The sequence below is a fragment of the Pseudoalteromonas sp. A41-2 genome, from assembly GCF_015767615.1.
Lineage (GTDB): Bacteria > Pseudomonadota > Gammaproteobacteria > Enterobacterales > Alteromonadaceae > Pseudoalteromonas > Pseudoalteromonas lipolytica.
The window spans coordinates 337,501-356,572 of record NZ_CP065231.1 but is presented as its reverse complement, the minus strand read 5'-3'; the positions used below and the strand labels follow the sequence as shown (position 1 = coordinate 356,572).

12 protein-coding genes and 2 rRNA genes (1 of these 14 cut by a window edge) are annotated in these 19,072 nt (G+C 43.7%); 10 read left to right on the top strand and 4 right to left on the bottom strand.

The window, feature by feature from the left end:
* The first annotated feature begins 94 nt into the window (after positions 1 to 94).
* Both IT970_RS01725 and IT970_RS01720 read left to right on the top strand, forming a co-directional pair.
* Positions 95 to 4,042, top strand: coding sequence for a two-component regulator propeller domain-containing protein (locus tag IT970_RS01725; protein ID WP_075594523.1), 3,948 nt, complete (start codon positions 95 to 97; stop codon positions 4,040 to 4,042).
* 123 nt (positions 4,043 to 4,165) lie between these two features.
* The gene (locus IT970_RS01720) at positions 4,166 to 5,308 is read left to right on the top strand and encodes a CsgG/HfaB family protein (RefSeq protein WP_075594522.1); all 1,143 of its coding nucleotides are present in this window, start codon (positions 4,166 to 4,168) and stop codon (positions 5,306 to 5,308) included.
* 127 nt (positions 5,309 to 5,435) lie between these two features.
* Here the strand turns inward: IT970_RS01720 and IT970_RS01715 are convergent, their stop codons facing one another.
* Both IT970_RS01715 and deoC read right to left on the bottom strand, forming a co-directional pair.
* Positions 5,436 to 5,936: a hypothetical protein gene (locus tag IT970_RS01715; protein ID WP_036971583.1), complete on the bottom strand. Its 501-nt coding sequence runs from the start codon at positions 5,934 to 5,936 to the stop codon at positions 5,436 to 5,438.
* A complete protein-coding gene (deoC, locus tag IT970_RS01710; protein ID WP_036971793.1) occupies positions 5,926 to 6,669 on the bottom strand; it encodes a deoxyribose-phosphate aldolase in 744 nt (247 codons plus the stop codon). Before deoC ends, IT970_RS01715 begins: the two co-directional genes overlap by 11 nt.
* Before the next feature lie 272 nt (positions 6,670 to 6,941).
* Here deoC and cysG point away from each other — a divergent pair, with 272 nt between their 5' ends.
* The 8 genes from cysG to IT970_RS01670 all read left to right on the top strand — a co-directional run bounded on the left by cysG (position 6,942) and on the right by IT970_RS01670 (position 15,639).
* A complete protein-coding gene (cysG, locus tag IT970_RS01705) occupies positions 6,942 to 8,363 on the top strand; it encodes a siroheme synthase CysG (protein WP_036971795.1) in 1,422 nt (473 codons plus the stop codon).
* A gap of 35 nt (positions 8,364 to 8,398) precedes the next feature.
* On the top strand, positions 8,399 to 9,298 hold the full coding sequence (gene cysD, locus IT970_RS01700; protein WP_036971584.1) for a sulfate adenylyltransferase subunit CysD: 900 nt from the start codon (positions 8,399 to 8,401) through the stop codon (positions 9,296 to 9,298).
* Positions 9,298 to 10,722: a sulfate adenylyltransferase subunit CysN gene (cysN, locus tag IT970_RS01695; RefSeq protein WP_036971586.1), complete on the top strand. Its 1,425-nt coding sequence runs from the start codon at positions 9,298 to 9,300 to the stop codon at positions 10,720 to 10,722. The genes cysD and cysN overlap by 1 nt, the downstream gene beginning before the upstream one ends.
* Before the next feature lie 32 nt (positions 10,723 to 10,754).
* The gene (locus IT970_RS01690) at positions 10,755 to 12,482 is read left to right on the top strand and encodes an SLC13 family permease (protein WP_036971588.1); all 1,728 of its coding nucleotides are present in this window, start codon (positions 10,755 to 10,757) and stop codon (positions 12,480 to 12,482) included.
* A 21-nt stretch (positions 12,483 to 12,503) separates the two neighbouring features.
* Positions 12,504 to 13,100, top strand: coding sequence for an adenylyl-sulfate kinase (gene cysC / locus IT970_RS01685; RefSeq protein ID WP_036971590.1), 597 nt, complete (start codon positions 12,504 to 12,506; stop codon positions 13,098 to 13,100).
* Between the two features lie 3 nt (positions 13,101 to 13,103).
* Positions 13,104 to 13,874 (top strand): 3'(2'),5'-bisphosphate nucleotidase CysQ, encoded by a 771-nt coding sequence (gene cysQ, locus IT970_RS01680; RefSeq protein WP_036971592.1) that lies wholly within the window; start codon positions 13,104 to 13,106, stop codon positions 13,872 to 13,874.
* A gap of 157 nt (positions 13,875 to 14,031) precedes the next feature.
* A complete protein-coding gene (locus IT970_RS01675; protein WP_036971594.1) occupies positions 14,032 to 14,223 on the top strand; it encodes a hypothetical protein in 192 nt (63 codons plus the stop codon).
* 153 nt (positions 14,224 to 14,376) lie between these two features.
* Positions 14,377 to 15,639: an aromatic amino acid transport family protein gene (locus IT970_RS01670; RefSeq protein ID WP_118843942.1), complete on the top strand. Its 1,263-nt coding sequence runs from the start codon at positions 14,377 to 14,379 to the stop codon at positions 15,637 to 15,639.
* Positions 15,640 to 16,516: 877 nt separating this feature from the next.
* Here the strand turns inward: IT970_RS01670 and rrf are convergent.
* Positions 16,517 to 16,631: ribosomal RNA gene (gene rrf / locus IT970_RS01665) — 5S ribosomal RNA — on the bottom strand.
* Between the two features lie 121 nt (positions 16,632 to 16,752).
* Positions 16,753 to 19,072 (bottom strand): 23S ribosomal RNA (locus tag IT970_RS01660); it runs 566 nt beyond the window's last position.

The window sequence follows — 19,072 nt, the reverse complement described above, 5'->3', positions numbered from 1 at the left end:
ACCTGTTAGTATAAAAATCAATATTAACATTGATTAAAAAGCAGTTTACTATCAGCCTAATAAAGGAACAAAAACACCAACAAGATGGATCTCTGTGCTGTATTTAAACACCCTATTATGCCTAATATTTTTCAGCTTAGCTGTTCTGAAAAGTCATGTTGTAAGTGCGCAATCACTTCACTTAAGCATCTTTGATAGCGAGCATGGCTTAAGTCAAAACTCCATCAATTGCAGTCTCACTGATGCGCAAGGGTTTCAGTGGTTTGCCACACAAGGAGGGCTCAATCGATTTGATGGCTATGAATTTAAACGCTTTAAAGCACATACTTCAGCGACCAGTATTTCCGGTAATTGGATTACCGCATGCTTAAAAGGCACTGATAACGACCTTTGGTTTTCAACAGCCAGTAAAGGACTAAACCGGCTTGATCCCACCACGGGCCAATTTTACACCTATTCGACCTTTACAAACCCACAACTCAGTGATGATAAAATATGGTCTTTGGCTTTTGATAAGAGTGGCAATATGTGGTTGGGTCATGAACAAGGCACACTCAGCTACTTTGATATTGCAGCGCAGCAATTTGAGACTTATCAGGTTGCTGAAAATACACAACAAAACATTGTCATCAGAGACATTATTGCAGTACAAAATACCCTGTGGCTTGCAACCAGCCATGGTCTGCTGTCGTTTAACCCTAAAACCAAACAATTTAAACATGACATCGCCCTCACCTCGCCACTTTGGCATCTTAACAAGTTAAGTTCAAATCAATTGCTCATCGGTGCAAAACAAGGGCTGTATATATTTTCAATCGATACAGAGACATCTTCCGAATTGCCGCAATTTAAGGGAGTTTGGATCACTGACAGTCTTCTCGACAATCAGCATAACCTGTGGCTAACAAGTTATGGGCAAGGCGTATACTTTTTAGCTGCGGGGGCAGATATATACACTGACGTTGCACACTATCGTCATGATGTACAAAAGCCTAACGGACTCAAAAATGATTACTTACTCTCTATATATCAAGACCCACAAGGAATTATTTGGATTGGGACCGATGGTTTTGGTATACACAGATACGATCCGAAACAGCAACAATTTGGACATCAAAGCACAACGTCAAGCCCTCACTCTCTCACGCATAATTTTATTCGTGCGATTATTAAACGTAAAAATGGCCAGTTGTGGGTTGGCACGCGCGAGGGTTTAAATCGTGCGATACCGCAAGGCTATCAGCACTATACAACCCGCTTACCCAATACCAACATATTTAGCTTACATGAGGATAAAAGGCAGCAATTGTGGGTTGGGACATACGGCGGCGGGCTTCTTAAATACCAAGATGAAAGCGATGATTTTGTCAGCTATACCATGCAAAGCCACCAGCTTAGCAGTGATCGCGTTTATGCAATTGAGAGTGATAAAGACGGCATAGTGTGGCTCGGTAGTAACCAAGGATTAACTCGCTTTGATCCAGATTCAGAAACAGTGACCCATTATCAGCACAATGCAACCCATAACAGCTTAGCCAATAATACCGTTTTCACACTTGCGTATGATAAGAATGATCACGCTTTGTGGGTGGGTACGCGTGCGGGACTCAATAAGTTTTCCATCGAAACAGAGCAATTTACATTACTTAATGAACGCACAGGTCTGAGCCATAACATGGTCACGTCGTTATTACTCAGCGACGATAAAACGCTGTGGGTCGGCACAATGCAAGGCCTCAACAAAGTCAATAAACAAAACTTTGATGTGGAGCATATTAGCGAGCAACATGGCCTAGTAAATGACAATATTTTTGATATTTTAGCCGATAAACAAGGCTATTTATGGTTAGCTACCAATGGCGGATTAACGCGTTATCATCCAATAACGGGCAGCATACAACCGTTTTTACCTGAAGATGGAATCCAGCATCAATCCTTCATTCTTGGGGCTAGTTTTCAAGCGACAGATGGCGAGCTATTCTTTGGCGGGATAAATGGTTTTAATCAGTTTTACCCTGACAAACTCACCTTAGATCACACTCCCCCCACTCCCGTATTAACCGAGTTATTGCTTAATAACCGTGAAATTAGCACTGATTTTTTTGACCACAGCACCGACACGCTGATCAATGCGACAAACACATTCTCTTTCGCAAAATCAGCGGGAGTTATTGGCTTTAAATTTAGTGCATTGAATAACGCCGCCACACCAAAGCATTATCAATATGGCTATAAACTAGCGGGGTTTGACCAACAGTTTTTATATAATGATGCATCGCAACGTCAAATAAACTACCCGCAGCTTCCTGCTGGACATTATCAATTACAGCTAAAAGTAAGGGATCAATATGGGCAGTGGAGTGAGGATACCACCCTACTCGAACTGAAGGTTGTTCCACCTTGGTGGCAAAGCAATGTCGCTTATATATCTTACACACTATGTGCAATGACATTAGCATGGCTGGTTATTAGTTCAATTTATCAGCGCAAGCTGGCCGAACAGCAAAAACAAAAAGAAATTGAGTTAAATAAATTAAAAGATCAGTTCTTAGATAATATAAGTCATGAACTAAAAACCCCATTGAGCTTGATTCTGGCTCCTATTAGCCAGTTACAGCAGTCCACCCACAGTTCGAAGGCTCAATCGCAATTAGCAAGCATAAAACGTAATTGCCAACGCTTGCTTGACTTAATAAATCAACTACTGCAACTGAGCAAACGACCCAGTACGGCCGTGCATTATGTATCCGCTTATTCATTAACGACTTTTTTAACTGATCTCATCGATGACTTTGCGCCGCTATTCGCCCAAAAACAGCTTAAATTTAATTTTCAAGATCACTGTGAAACTGTGTGCACTATAAATATCGCGCCTAATCATGCGCACTCTATCGTCAGTAACCTGATCAGTAATGCGCTTAAATACACCCCGGCAGGCGGTGAGGTTCGAGTGTGTTTGCATCAAAGCGATAACCTCGCGCATATCAGCGTGTCCGACACAGGAATTGGCATTGCAAAAGACCAACAGGTGAAAATATTCGAAAGGTTTACTCGCTTAGACACATGTTCAGAAACCGGCAGTGGTATTGGGCTTACATTAGTGAAACAACTGGTCGAGGATTATGGCGGTGAAATATCACTAACTAGCTCGCCAGCGCAGGGCAGCTGTTTTACGGTCTCGCTGCCTACAGTTATCAGTGCAACAAAACAAAACTTGCCAACGGTCACCACCCAACCTGGCTTAAGGCAAACACTCATGATTGTTGAAGACAATAGTGATATGAGTGAGCTGCTCTTGTCACTATTTAGTGAGCAGTTCAATTGCATCTGTGCTTGCGATGGCCAACAAGCCTTGTCACTTTGTCAGTCTGAATTACCCGACCTTATTATCAGTGATGTTATGATGCCTAACATGGACGGATACCAAATGCTTGCGAAGCTTCGTGCTGATAACGCGACCAGTCATATCCCCGTTTTATTATTATCTGCCAAAGCTGACACGCCTAGCCGTTTAAAAGGCCTTGATTTACTAGCTGACGACTTTTTAAGTAAACCCTTTGAACCGTCTATTTTACTAAGCAAAGTAAAAGGCCTACTCAGTTTACGTTATTTACTAAATCAACACTTAGCGGCTCAACTTACCTCTGAGATACAAAGCGACAATAATGAGTACGTTACGGTGCAAACTAAAGACTCTGTATTTACAGAGAAGCTTAAAAAGGTGGTCCGAGAAAACTATCAGTCGGATCAGTTTTCAATTGAACAGCTGGCATCAGCACTGTGTTTAAGCCCTCGGGCACTGCAGTTAAAAATGAAAGCACTGTATTCACTCACCCCTTCTGACTATTTACGTAACACACGTATTGAGTATGCAGCAAAACAGCTAATAGAAAGTTCATTAGCCATAGGCTTAATAGCAGAAAATAATGGGTTTAGTTCTCAAAGCTATTTTGCTCGCAGCTTCAAAGGACACTTTGGTGTATCGCCGAAGCAATATAGAGAAAAGCATCAGAAACAGCCTGATTTTCGCCTAAGTGAATAAAGTCTTCGCATATGTACTATTAATAAAGCACTGATTTTTATAGCTTATCCATACTATCGTTCATAACTTTGCCTCCCCGTTATGACGTTTATTTACTGCATGGATATAAGTTAAGGAAATCAAATGTTCGCTAAAAAATACCCTATAATTACGGTGGCCTTACTCAGTGCTGCATTATGCGCATGCCAAAGCACAACAACTTCAACAACAAATCAAAACAGTCCAAATGTGAATGAAGTAGCACAGCAACAGTATAACGGTCCAAAAGCACGTATTGCCGTGGCGCGCTTTACTGATAAATCAAATGATTCACGATGGTGGCGAAAAGAAATTGGTGAAGGCATGGCTGATCAATTAACGACTGCGCTGGTCAGTACGAACCGTTTTATTGTATTAGAGCGTCAAGCACTTGATGCCGTCTTGTCAGAGCAAGATTTAGCGGTATCTGGAAGAGTAAGCGCTGCATCGGGGGCGGCTTACGGTGAAATTGAAGGAGCTGAAATTGTGGTTGTGGCCGCAGTAACCGAATTTGATGACGACAGCTCAGGTGCCAGTGTTGGCAGTGGCGGCTTTATTGGTGATGTGTTTAGCTCGGTATCGGCAGGCTTCTCAGGCTCGCATATGGCAATTGATCTACGCTTAATAGACACACGCACTTCGCGTATTCTGGCAGCCACCAGCGTAGAAGGCGGAAGTAAGGACTTTGACTTCACCTCAGCAGCCACTAACTTTGGCGGCGCACTCGTCGGGGGTAATCTCAGCGGATGGTCAAACACCCCTAAAGAAAAAGCCTTACGAGAAGTGATTGTTAAAGCCGTCGAGTTTTTAGAAAGCAAAGTACCTAGCACTTACTATCGCTACAATAGTGATAATACCATTGCTACAGGACACTCTGCTCCAGCCCCTCTAAGAGTGACAGCAAAAGCAACTGGCGCAAAAACCGCCGTCGCAAACACACCGTCAGTCACAGTGCCCACTCATAGAATGCCCCATTACGAAAAAATGGACTTGGCAATGTCTCGTCTAAACTTAGTCTGCTTGGGCTACTTAAAAAACCAACCTCATTACGAAGAGTTTGAAACAGAAGATGTAAAATACGATCGCGCAACGGTTATTGCACTCACTGAATATCAACAAGAAAATAAACTCACCGTCACAGGTTTGGCAGATGAAAAAACCAAACAGTCACTCGATAATACCCAATGTATTGCTAAAACGAATAAATCAGGGCTGGAAAGCTTAGGCAGTATGTTTAAATTTAACTAATTGAAGTAACCAAGCTTAATAACGTCAATTAGCCTTATACAGCCAGTAATAACCACTGGCTGTATTGGCAAAAATGAGTGACGGTGTCCCTGAACGGTTTATTCTCATTTTTGCTAACATCTTCCATTTATAAAATTTGTACTAGTTCACCACGATAAAAGTCACACAATAACCAAATTTGCTGGAATGGATGCCCTTTTGGTACATCGAGATGAGTGAGCACGGCCTTAAAATCATCTAAGTGCCAAATAGTGCTGGCATTACGGATCAATAACCATGGATGCTCTGATTCATACTGTTTTTTCGCTTTTTGCGCGAGTAACCGATGCAGTGCACAATGTAAACGCTGATCGCTTGGCTCAAGTGCCATCTCAGCAAGGTCGCGCTGCATACCAATTGACAAGGGCCGTCCTAATACGGCCATCGCCTCTGTTTCACTGGCGTATAAATGCGCAATTTCAATATCGAGACGCTGCTCACCTTTATAGCAGCTCACATCAGGCTTACTTGGTGTATTATGCCAAATATTGCGCATTTTGATCCCAAACTCTTTTTCATAACAGCGCAAAAATAATTTTGCGGCGCCATGCTCAAGGGCTATTTTTTCTTGCTCACTATCACGATTCATTTAATGTCGCATATACATCACTTAATAACCCCGAAGCACCAAACCTAAATAGTTTAGGCTTTATATAGGCTTCACCCATTATAGATTCAGCTAAGGCCAAGTATTGAGCGGCATCAGCAACGGTTCTCACTCCCCCTGCGGCTTTAAAACCGACGTTTTTACCGCTTGCTTTAATTGCGGTTAAAATTATCTCTGTTGCAGCTAAGGTTGCATTAACCGCCACTTTACCCGTACTCGTTTTGACAAAATCAGCCCCGCCATCAATCGCAAGTTGGCTCGCTTTAGTTATTAACTCATCTGTTAATTCGCCACTTTCGATAATCACTTTTAACACGGCTTTATTGCCGCAGGCATCTTTTGAGGATTTGACGTACGTTAAAACCTTCTCTTCATCACCTGCAATAAGGGCTTTGTATGGGATCACTAAATCAATTTCGTCAGCGCCACGCTCAATAGCAAACAAGGTTTCATTTATCACCTGTTCTAAAGGCTGCTCTCCTGTTGGAAAATTGGTGACGGTGGCCACCTTTACTTGCTTTAGCGCACGCTCTGCCAACGCTAATTTGGCATCACTAACAAACTGACTATAAACACACACCGCCGCAGGTACGCCTAACTTTGGCTGAATACTGGCAATAAGATCTTCAATTGTTTGTGCCGTATCGGTGTCATTGAGGGTTGTTAAGTCCATGAGTGCCACAGCTTGGGCTGCGATTGTTTGCATGTTTTTCATAAATCTTATTTTTGTGTTGCCATAATAGTGACCCATAGTAGCAAATTTTTATGTTCTGGCTATAACTCATAACGAATCACCATAAGCCTAGTTATTTTCTTGTAACTCGCCGCAATCCCTTGTTAACTAAGTCTTAAGCCAAATAGAACCACCCAATATAACTTTTAGTTATATAAATTGGGTTTTAATTATTTTTTACTTAACAATACGCACTATATTCTGCTTGTCTGCAATAAGCAGTTTCTGTGATGTTTTTTAGGGGTATAAACAACGTGCAATATTTACCTATCTTTACCAAATTAGACGACAGGCCCGTATTGGTAGTCGGCGGTGGAGATGTTGCGTTACGCAAATGCCGCGCATTTTTAAAAGCGCGCGCACACGTGACGTTAGTAGCCCCTGAATTTTGTGATGAGCTTATAACCCTTGCAAACACGGGTGAAGTCACGCTAATTAACGACATATTTCAAGAGCACCATTTAGATAAACAAATGTTGGTTATTGCCGCAACAGATAACGACGCAGTTAACAGCACGGTTTTTGAGCTTGCTAACGCACGCAATATTTTCGTTAATGTCGTTGATGATCAACCTAAGTGTAGTTTTATCTTTCCCTCGATTGTTGACCGTGACCCTATCACTATTGCTATCTCAAGCGCGGGGACAGCCCCTGTTTTAGCACGTCGCTTACGTGAAAAGCTCGAAACGCTTATTCCACAACATATTGGCCCTTTGGCTACTTTAGTCGGGAGTTTTCGCGACAAAGTAAAGCAACGTTTTAAACATTTCGCCGACCGTCGCCAGTTTTGGGAAGGTGTGTTTGATTCATCGGTTGTGAGTAAAGTGCAAGCAGGCGACACCACCGCAGCGTCGGCGCAACTAGAGCAACTACTCGAAGCCAAGCCTGAGCCCGAAGGTGAAGTATATGTTGTGGGCGCAGGCCCTGGTGACCCAGAGCTATTAACGTTAAAAGCCCTGCAATTAATGCAACAAGCCGATGTTGTTGTGTATGACTACCTTGTGTCTGATGAAATTATGGAACTAGTGCGTCGCGATGCCGACTTAGTGTGTGTTGGCAAGCGCTTGGGCGATCATAGTGTGGCACAAGAAGATACCAATCAAATGTTAGTTGATTTTGCTAAACAGGGTAAAAAAGTATGCCGCATTAAAGGGGGCGATCCATTCATTTATGGCCGTGGCGGTGAAGAAGTACAAGTGCTTGCTGCCAACCAGATCCGCTATCAAATTGTTCCTGGTATTACTGCTGCAGCCGGTTGCAGTGCTTATGCGGGTATCCCATTAACACATAGAGACCATGCACAAGCCATCCAATTCGTTACTGGGCACTGTAAAAAAGAGGGTCAAGAACTCGATTGGCAGTCGCTTGCTAAACCTAATCAAACCTTAGCGATTTATATGGGGGTGATTAAGTCACCTCATATCCAAGCACAATTATTAAAACATGGTCGCGGTGCAGATACACCAGTGGCCATCATTGAAAACGGCACACGTAAAGAACAACGTGTCGTGACGGGGCAGCTAGGTGAATTAGCCGATTTAATTTCACGGCACAGTATTATTTCACCAGCGTTATTAATTATTGGCGAAGTTGCATCACTGCATCATCAACTTGCTTGGTTTGGCCAAACGGCACAAACCAGCAGCTTTGCCCAGCCTTTAACAGGCGTAGCGTAATTTAACTTTTAATCATTTTAGTAGGACGACTAACAATGGCTTTAACACACCTTCAGCAATTAGAAGCTGAAAGTATCAAGATCATGCGCGAAGTTGCTGCTGAGTTTGAAAACCCGGTTATGCTTTACTCAATCGGTAAAGATTCATCGGTGTTATTACACTTAGCACGTAAGGCATTTTACCCAGCAAAAATTCCATTTCCTCTTTTGCATGTTGATACCAACTGGAAATTTAAGGAAATGATCGAGTTTCGCGATCGTTTAGCCAAAGAATATGGCTTTGATTTAATCGTCCATAAAAACCCTGAAGGTTTAGCGATTGATATTAATCCGTTTGTTCATGGCTCAGCGAAGCATACCGATATCATGAAAACCCAAGGCTTAAAACAAGCGCTTGATAAATATGGTTTTGATGCTGCATTCGGCGGTGCTCGCCGCGATGAAGAAAAGTCACGTGCCAAAGAGCGTGTTTATTCTTTCCGCGATAAGCACCACAGATGGGATCCTAAAAATCAACGTCCAGAGCTGTGGAATACTTACAACAGCCAAGTTAACCCGGGTGAAAGTATTCGTGTATTCCCTTTATCTAACTGGACTGAGCTTGATATTTGGCAATACATCTACCAAGAAAACATTGAAATGGTGCCGCTATATTTAGCCAAAGAACGCCCTGTTGTTGAGCGCAATGGCACTCTCATTATGGTTGATGATGAGCGCATGCCGCTTGAAGAAGGCGAAGTACCGCAAATGAAGTCGGTCCGTTTTCGTACCCTTGGCTGTTATCCACTTACTGGTGCTGTGGAATCAACCGCCAGCTCATTAACTGAAATCATTGAAGAGATGTTGTTATCAACATCATCTGAGCGTGAAGGTCGCGTGATTGATCACGACTCTGCAGGCTCTATGGAAAAGAAAAAACGTGAGGGTTATTTCTAATGTCTAAAACTAACGACACGATTAATGAAGTAAGAGAGCTAGGCATCGACGCCTACCTTGCGCGTCAACAAGACAAAAGCCTTTTACGTATGCTGACATGTGGCAGTGTTGATGACGGTAAATCAACGTTAATCGGCCGCCTTCTGCATGACAGCCACCAAATTTATGAAGATCAACTTGCAGCCCTTCACAAAGACAACGAAAAAGTTGGTAATGCAGGTGAAGAGCTTGACTTAGCCCTACTCGTTGATGGCTTGCAAGCTGAGCGAGAACAAGGCATCACGATTGATGTTGCGTATCGTTATTTCTCAACAGCAAAACGTAAATTCATTATTGCGGATACGCCTGGACATGAGCAATACACCCGCAACATGGTAACAGGTGCATCAACCAGCGATGTGGCAATTATCCTAGTCGATGCACGTTATGGCGTGCAGGTACAAACTAAGCGTCATAGCTTTATTTGTGACTCTTTAGGGATTAAACAATTTGTTGTTGCTATCAATAAGATGGACATCGTCGATTTTGACGAAACCGTGTATGAGAAAATCAAAGCCGATTACCTTAAGTTTGCAGAGCAGTTAAACGTCACAAATATTAAGTTCGTACCTATGTCAGCACTGAAAGGCGACAACGTTGTAGTACGCTCTGAACATACACCTTATTACACCGACAAACCGCTTCTTGAATTACTCGAAGATTCCCCTGCGGCTGAAATTGATACTGGCTTTGAAGCACGCTTACCTGTGCAATATGTTGTGCGCCCTAACTTAGATTTCCGCGGTTTCCAAGGAACACTCACTTCAGGTACGTTCAGTGTAGGTGATGCCGTAAAAGTATTACCATCAGGAAAAAGCTCAAGTATCAAAGAGATTGTCACCTTCGATGGGAACCTTGATACAGCCGAAGCAGGCCAAGCAGTTACATTAACGCTTAACGACGAAATTGATATCAGTCGTGGTGATGTAATTGTACCTGCCGCATCTAAAGCCGCTGTAACAAACCGTATTCAAGCCAAACTTGTGTGGATGCATGAATCCCCCTTGGTGTTAGGTAAAAACTATAACTTTAAGTTAGGCAGCAAAAATACTTCAGCGGTGGTGAAAAAAATTGATCACACGATTGATGTAAATACCTTAGAACATGGCCAAGCAGACTCTCTGCAGCTAAACGAAATTGCTATTGTAACCCTCGAGCTTACAGAAACAATTTTGGCTGATGAGTATCACGACAACCATGAAACAGGGGCATTTATCTTAATCGATCGCCTATCAAATTTAACGGTTGCAGCAGGTATGATCGAACAGTTATTAAGCACTGAAGAGCAACAAAGTGGCTTTAGCGACTTTGAAGTTGAGTTTAATGCACTTGTTCGCAAGCACTTCCCTCATTGGCAAGCGCTTGATATAACTAAGCTTAAATAATCACAATTCGCCTGTTATAGGAAGTAAAAAGCATGTATCAACAGCTGGTATTAACAGGCATTATGCTGGTATTAGTCGGGTGCCTATTTGGCACACGATTAAAACCAGCATGGTTATTTGTGAGCGCCATTGGAATTAGCTATCTTTCTGGGCTTATTAGCCTTGAGGATATGCTTGTTAATTATGCCAACCCCTCGTTAATCACCCTGATACTTTTAGTATTGGTATCAATTGCGGTAGAAAAAACCACATTGGTACAGAAACTTGCCCAATCCTTATCAAAAGGTAGCCTGACAAGCTCTGTCACTAAGCTTGGCTTATCGACCGCCTTTTTGTCATCGTTTACTAATAACACAGCCGTTGTGGCATCTCTTATTAGTGCCATAAAAGAGAGCCCGACACATTCGCCATCAAAACTATTACTGCCTTTGTCGTACACCGCAATACTCGGTGGCACAATTACTTTAATTGGCACCTCAACTAATTTAATCGTCAATGGTTTTGCTGTTGAAGCAGGCATGGCTCCCTTAGGTTTTTTTGATTTTACACTGGTTGGTTTAGGCGCATTAAGTGTGGGCCTGATCACCATTATTGTAATGCTTAAATACCTACCCGATAACGGTAAAAATAACCAAGAAGTCGTGCCATTTTACTTAGAAGGCAAAGTAGAAGCTGATTCAAAGCTGATTGGTAAAAGTGTTGAAGAAAATGGTCTGCGTGAATTAAAAGATCTCTTCCTTGCTGAAATCATTCGTGGTGACAAACGTATTTGTGCCGTCACCCCAAAACAAGTAATCAAAGAAGGTGACGTATTATTATTTGTCGGCGATATAAAGTCTGTTCCTTTACTGACTCAATTTGATGGCTTAAAAGTGGTTCATGACAAGCACGAGAAAGATGTTGAACACCTTGTTGAAGTGGTCGTGAGTCACTCCTCTAAATACATTGGCAAAACGATTAAAGAAATTCGCTTTCGCGAACAGTTTCATGCGGCAGTAATTGCAATTCGTCGAGGTCATGACCGTTTACAAGGAGGCCTAGGTAAAGTGCAATTACAAGCTGGTGATTCCTTGATTCTCGCGCCGGGTAAAGCATTTTACACACTCCCAAACTTAAAGCGTGAGTTTGTTTATATTTCGGGTCTCGATTTACAAACACATTTAAAAGCAAAGCAATCAAACATTGTGTTGGCTAGTTTTGCAGGGGTTTTAACGTTAAGCATTATCGGTTTAGTCCCCTTAGTAAAAGGCTTATTGGTGTTACTCATTGGCCTAATGCTCAGCGGCACAATTAAGCTCAGTGAAGTTAAACGTCGCTTCCCTATCGAATTACTGGCGGTTGTAGGCAGTGCGATTGGACTCGCCAAACTCATGATTGGCACCGGTTTAGCTGGTGAAATATCGAATGGCATGCTTTATGTGTTAGGTGACTTTGGCCCTTACGGGGCATTTATTGCTATCTTCTTAATGACGGTCATGTTTACCGAATTGATTACCAACAATGCAGCCGCCGCACTTTCATTTCCTGTTGCGTATGCGCTGGCTATTGGCTTTGATGTTTCCCCACTGCCCTTTATTATGGCCGTGGCCTTCGGTGCATCGGCCAGCTTTATCTCACCATTTGGTTATCAGACCAACCTTATGGTGTACAGTGCGGGAAATTACCGCTTAAAAGATTACATTGCCATGGGCCTTCCTTTATCGATTATCTATTCGATTACGGTACTTACATTGATACCACTGGTTTTCCCATTTCAATAACAAACAACGAGAACAGATACAATGAATGAGAATATCGTTTGGCATAACTACGCAATCACTAAAGCACAACGTAGTGAGCAAAAAAAGCATAAGCCGACTATTTTATGGTTCACTGGCTTTTCTGGCTCTGGTAAAAGCACCGTGGCCAATGCGCTAGAAAACGCACTAAACCAACTTGGTGTTCACACCTATCTACTTGATGGTGATAACGTACGCCATGGGTTATGTAAAGATTTAGGCTTTACTGATGAAGATCGTGTTGAAAATATTCGCCGCGTAGGCGAAACAGCGAAACTCATGGTCGATGCTGGTCTTGTGGTACTCACCGCATTTATTTCACCCTTCCAAAGTGAACGCGATATGGTAAGGAACTTGGTAGATGATGGTGAGTTCATCGAAGTGTTTTTAGATACCCCACTCGACGTATGTGAAACTCGTGACCCTAAAGGGCTTTATAAAAAGGCACGTGCGGGTGAAATTAAGCATTTCACAGGTATTGATTCAGACTACCAAGTTCCAACATCACCCGAAATTAAAATCGATACGAGCAAAAACACCCTAGACCAATCGGTGCAAGAACTGGTAGCGTATCTAAAACAACAGCAAATTATAGGTTAAATCATGAATCATACGGAACTGCTAGAAGAAATCTTACTGCTGGCGCGCCAAGCAGGAAATGCCATTATGGGTATTTACGAAAAAGATTTTAACGTCGAATACAAAGCCGATGAAAGCCCAGTAACCGACGCCGATCTAGCAGCTCATAAAGTGATTGTTAATGGCTTAAAACAGTTAACGCCAGACATTCCGATTCTAAGTGAAGAAAGTGCAGATATTAGCTGGGATGTTCGTCAAACCTGGCAACGTTATTGGCTAGTCGACCCGATTGATGGCACAAAAGAGTTCATCAAAAAGAATGGTGAGTTTACGGTAAATATTGCGCTTATTGAAAACGGTAAGCCTATTTTAGCCGTTGTCGATGCACCTGCATTGGGTGTCTCATATATTGCAAGCAACGCCATTGGTGCATTTAAAGATAAGGGCGATGAACGCATCGAACTTAAAGTTACCCGCAAGCCAAATAAAGGGCTTATTCGTGTTGTTGGCAGTCGCTCACACCCTTCCCCTGACCTAGCTGAATTTGTAAAACAATTCGATGACGTAGAAATGGTCTCAAAAGGCAGCTCATTAAAACTATGTTTAGTAGCCGAAGGCAGCGCCGATATTTACCCACGCTTAGGCCCAACCTGCGAGTGGGATACAGGCGCAGGCCATGCGATTGCCGAAATAGCAGGAGCAACGGTTAGCAAACTCGATGGCAGTCCACTGCTGTATAACAGTAAAGAAGAATATCTGAATCCGTATTTTGTAGTATCGGCGTTACAGGACTAGTCTTTAGCAGTCGATGTTATAGAGTGAAATACTACATAAGCTGGGTAACGCGAAGCGAAACCCAGCAAAACTTACCCTCTCTAAATTAACGTTAAACTAGCCTTTATGCCTGTGTTCCGATAATATTTTGCCCTCTTAATCTATTAAAGGAATGACGATGACGACTGTTGAAAAAGCCATTGAGGCAGCTTACCAAGCGCAAATCACTTCTCTTTACAAAGCACTATCACAAGGTGTGCTTGCTGCTAATGGCGATGAAAGTGAAATCACAGCTGCTGAAGCTCGCTTTAAAAAAGGCTTAGCATTTGCTGCTGATATAAAAGCCCGCGCACTTGCAGCAGCAGAGTAAACACCACAACTGGGCTTAACTAAACTAGCCCAGCATTTCCTTTTGTAAGTCTCTCCTTACAGCATAGTTATCTAAATACAACGCTAAAACATGCATTCTTAGTTGCTTTTCTATATGCTGCGCGACAATTATTATTCTAATAGTGGAGTGCTAATGAACACACAACAAGATGCTGCGCAGTTTAGTGCATCGACAACAAGTAGTAACTCGAAATGGAATCTTCACGACACCCAGTGGGTATTAAGTTTATTTGGCACAGCAGTGGGTGCCGGCATTTTATTCTTACCCATTAATATCGGTATAGGCGGGTTCTGGCCATTAGTGATTATGGCGTGCTTAGCCTTTCCTATGACTTACTTAGCTCATCGTGGCTTAGCTCGTTTTGTATTATCATCAAAGCAACCAGATGCTGACTTTACCGATGTGGTAGAAGAGCACTTTGGCATGAATGCTGGGCGACTAATTTCTCTTTTATATTTTCTTTCTATCTTTCCTATTTTACTTATTTATGGCGTTGGCCTAACCAATACCGTAGACAGCTTTATCGTTAATCAATTAGGTATGGAATCACCACCACGCGTGCTGCTATCAGGCATTTTAGTGGGTGGTATGATTAGCTTAATGCTAGGTGGAGAAGCACTCATGTTGCGTGCTTTTGCTATTTTGGTCTATCCACTCGTCGGTATTCTGTTTTTCTTATCGTTGTATTTGATCCCAAGCTGGCAGATGCCTGACGTATCAGTTCCTGAGTTTTCAGGCTTTATGAAAACGCTCTGGTTATCAATTCCTATTATTGTGTTCTCATTCAGCCATGCCGCTGCAATCTCAAGTTTTGTCCATGTACAGCGAGCTCATTACGGCAATAATGCTAAAATGAAGTCAGAAGCAATTCTGAAGCGCACCAGCTTATTGTTAATCGTATTTGTATTGCTGTTTGTATTTTCGTGTGTGTTGTCTTTATCATCAGAACAAATGCTGCAAGCTAAGGCCGAAAACGTTTCTATCTTGTCGTTTCTTGCCAATATTACTGATAACTCATTCATTGCCACACTAGGCCCGTTGGTAGCGTTTATCGCCATTACGTCATCTTTCTTAGGCCACTTTTTAGGAGCCCGCGAAAGTTTCAATGGTCTTGTCAGTAAGCAAGCACATATGAACCCTAAACTCGTTGATAAGATTGGCACTGTTATCATGTTCTTCGCTATTTGGTATTGCTCGGTGATCAACCCAAGTATTTTAGACATGATGGACCAGCTATCAGGCCCAATTATCGCCATGATCTTATTCATTATGCCCATGATTGCCGTGTATAAAGTCCCTAGCCTGCAAAAATACAGGCACCGCTTAAGTACTTTATTTGTGCTAGCTATTGGCTCTCTTGCTGTTCTTGCGCTTATTTACAGCATGATTAAATAACAGTAAGTACTGAATATATAAATATAAAAGCCCAGCGGGGAAACCTGCTGGGCTTTTTCGTATTTATTCGTCAAGCACCGCGTTGTTGTGTTGCTCATTAATGAGAGACGGATTAGCGTAACCCATTTTAGAGCCCCTTGCACTTCTGTCATCGTGATTAAGAAGCGTAGGAGCGGCTTTCATCGTGAACGTCAGGGGTGTTGTATGAAGGGCATATCAGATACTTTCGGCACTAAAGTGCCTCCTACGCGCTAATTAGGTTAGCGTAAAGTGAAGTAGCCAATTTTAGAGCCTTCAACCTTGTCATCATGATTAAACAACATGGAAAGCGTGATTGAACATCGTGATTACAAAGCGTAGGAACGGCTTTAGCCGTGAATGTCTCTGGTTATGTGTGAAGAGCATATCAGACACTTTCGGCACTCAAGTGCCTCCTACGTCCTAATTGTTTGAGCCAGAAGTGAAATGAGCGATTTAGAGCCCCTTGCACTTCTGTCATTGTGATTAAGAAGCGTGGGAACGGCTTTAGCCGTGAATGTCAGTGGTTATGTGTGAAGGGCATATCAGACACTTCGGCACTAAAGTGCCTCCTACGTCTCTTCATCTTGCGCTGATGCGTCTTTTATCTCTGTATGCAATCTCAGTATGATACTGGACGATTTAGCCCTGAACGCAAAAAACCCGCTGCATTGCTGCAACGGGTTTCTCTAATTAGGAGCCATGGTGCGCTACGCAGTAGGATGTCCTACTTTCACATGGTCAATGCCACACGATGCTTACAAAGATATAGGTCGTAGGGGTCTTGGTTGGGTATTTTATTTTTCTACAGGCAACAAAAAACCCGCTGCATTGCTGCAACGGGTTTCTTTAATTAGGAGCCTGGCGATGTCCTACTTTCACATGGCAAATGCCACACTATCATCGGCGCTGTTTCGTTTCACTACTGAGTTCGGCATGGGGTCAGGTGGGTCCAAAACGCTATTGTCACCAAGCATATTCTGGTCGTTAATCGCATCTGCAATTAACTAAAATTCGGAATTCTGATAATCGTAAATCTACTTTAGTATACTAACTTCTGTCTGTTACGCTGTCATAAAACGCGTTTGGCGTTGTATGGTTAAGCCTCACGGGTAATTAGTACAGGTTAGCTTAATGGCTCACACCACTTCCACATCCTGCCTATCAACGTTGTAGTCTTCAACGGCCCTTCAGAGACTTTAAAAGTCTAGTGAGAACTCATCTCGAGGCCTGCTTCGCGCTTAGATGCTTTCAGCGCTTATCAGTTCCGAACGTAGCTACCGGGCAATGCCATTGGCATGACAACCCGAACACCAGCGGTTCGTTCACTCCGGTCCTCTCGTACTAGGAGCAACCCCTCTCAATTCTCAAACGCCCACGGCAGATAGGGACCGAACTGTCTCACGACGTTCTAAACCCAGCTCGCGTACCACTTTAAATGGCGAACAGCCATACCCTTGGGACCGACTTCAGCCCCAGGATGTGATGAGCCGACATCGAGGTGCCAAACACCGCCGTCGATATGAACTCTTGGGCGGTATCAGCCTGTTATCCCCGGAGTACCTTTTATCCGTTGAGCGATGGCCCTTCCATTCAGAACCACCGGATCACTATGACCTACTTTCGTACCTGCTCGACGTGTCTGTCTCGCAGTTAAGCTGGCTTCTACCATTACACTAACCGTACGATGTCCGACCGTACTTAGCCAACCTTCGTGCTCCTCCGTTACTCTTTGGGAGGAGACCGCCCCAGTCAAACTACCCACCAGGCACTGTCCGTAACCCCGATTAGGGGCCAACGTTAGAACATCAAAACTACAAGGGTGGTATTTCAAGGACGGCTCCACAAAGACTAGCGTCTCTGCTTCAAAGCCTCCCACCTATCCTACACATGTAGGTTCAATGTTCAGTGCCAAGCTGTAGTAAAGGTTCACGGGGTCTTTCCGTCTAGCCGCGGGTACACAGCATCTTCACTGCGATTTCAATTTCACTGAGTCTCGGGTGGAGACAGCGTGGCCATGGTTACACCATTCGTGCAGGTCGGAACTTACCCGACAAGGAATTTCGCTACCTTAGGACCGTTATAGTTACGGCCGCCGTTTACCGGGGCTTCGATCAAGAGCTTCGTCCGAAAACTAACCCCATCAATTAACCTTCCGGCACCGGGCAGGTGTCACACCGTATACGTCATCTTGCGATTTTGCACAGTGCTGTGTTTTTAATAAACAGTCCCAGCCACCTGGTCACTGCGGCTCCAATCAGCTTAAAGAGCAAGTCTCATCACCAATCGGAGCGTACCTTCTCCCGAAGTTACGGTACGATTTTGCCTAGTTCCTTCACCCGAGTTCTCTCAAGCGCCTTAGTATTCTCTACCTGACCACCTGTGTCGGTTTGGGGTACGATTCGGTATAATCTGAAGCTTAGAGGCTTTTCCTGGAAGTATGGCATCAACAACTTCACCACCTTAGTGGCTCGTCTCGTGTCTCAGTCTTAAGAGTCCGGATTTTCCTAAACTCTCAACCTACTCACTTTCACATGGACAACCAACGCCATGCTTGCTTAGCCTGCTCCGTCCCCCCATCGCAATTATACCAAGTACGGGAATATTAACCCGTTTCCCATCGACTACGCCTTTCGGCCTCGCCTTAGGGGTCGACTTACCCTACCCTGATTAACATGGGATAGGAACCCTTGGTCTTCCGGCGTGCGGGTTTTTCACCCGCATTATCGTTACTCATGTCAGCATTCGCACTTCTGATACCTCCAGCAACCCTCCCGGGTCACCTTCAACGGCTTACAGAACGCTCCCCTACCACTCAAAATAAATTTTGAATCCGCAGCTTCGGTGCATAGTTTAGCCCCGTTACATCTTCCGCGCAGACCGACTCGACCAGTGAGCTATTACGCTTTCTTTAAAGGGTGGCTGCTTCTAAGCCAACCTCCTGGCTGTCTGGGCCTTTCCACATCGTTTCCCACTTAACTATGACTTTGGGACCTTAGCTGGCGGTCTGGGTTGTTTCCCTCTTCACGACGGACGTTAGCACCCGCCGTGTGTCTCCCGGATAGTACTTTACGGTATTCGGAGTTTGCAAAGGGTTGGTAAGTCGGGATGACCCCCTAGCCTTAACAGTGCTCTACCCCCGTAAGTATTCGTCCGAGGCTCTACCTAAATAGATTTCGGGGAGAACCAGCTATCTCCCGGTTTGATTAGCCTTTCACTCCTAGCCACAGGTCATCCCCTAACTTTTCAACGTTAGTGGGTTCGGTCCTCCAGTTGATGTTACTCAACCTTCAACCTGCCCATGGCTAGATCACCGGGTTTCGGGTCTATACCTTGCAACTCAACGCCCAGTTAAGACTCGGTTTCCCTACGGCTACCCTAATCGGTTAACCTCGCTACAAAATATAAGTCGCTG

Bases quoted from the DNA above. Each gene is read 5' to 3' on its own strand.
- IT970_RS01675 (WP_036971594.1), top strand. From the start codon at position 14,032: ATGACGACTGTTGAAAAAGCCATTGAGGCAGCTTACCAAGCGCAAATC.
- cysC (WP_036971590.1), top strand. From the start codon at position 12,504: ATGAATGAGAATATCGTTTGGCATAACTACGCAATCACTAAAGCACAA.
- IT970_RS01690 (WP_036971588.1), top strand. From the start codon at position 10,755: ATGTATCAACAGCTGGTATTAACAGGCATTATGCTGGTATTAGTCGGG.
- IT970_RS01670 (WP_118843942.1), top strand. From the start codon at position 14,377: ATGAACACACAACAAGATGCTGCGCAGTTTAGTGCATCGACAACAAGT.
- IT970_RS01715 (WP_036971583.1), bottom strand. From the start codon at position 5,936: ATGAATCGTGATAGTGAGCAAGAAAAAATAGCCCTTGAGCATGGCGCC.
- cysD (WP_036971584.1), top strand. From the start codon at position 8,399: ATGGCTTTAACACACCTTCAGCAATTAGAAGCTGAAAGTATCAAGATC.
- cysQ (WP_036971592.1), top strand. From the start codon at position 13,104: ATGAATCATACGGAACTGCTAGAAGAAATCTTACTGCTGGCGCGCCAA.
- cysN (WP_036971586.1), top strand. From the start codon at position 9,298: ATGTCTAAAACTAACGACACGATTAATGAAGTAAGAGAGCTAGGCATC.
- IT970_RS01720 (WP_075594522.1), top strand. From the start codon at position 4,166: ATGTTCGCTAAAAAATACCCTATAATTACGGTGGCCTTACTCAGTGCT.
- deoC (WP_036971793.1), bottom strand. From the start codon at position 6,669: ATGAAAAACATGCAAACAATCGCAGCCCAAGCTGTGGCACTCATGGAC.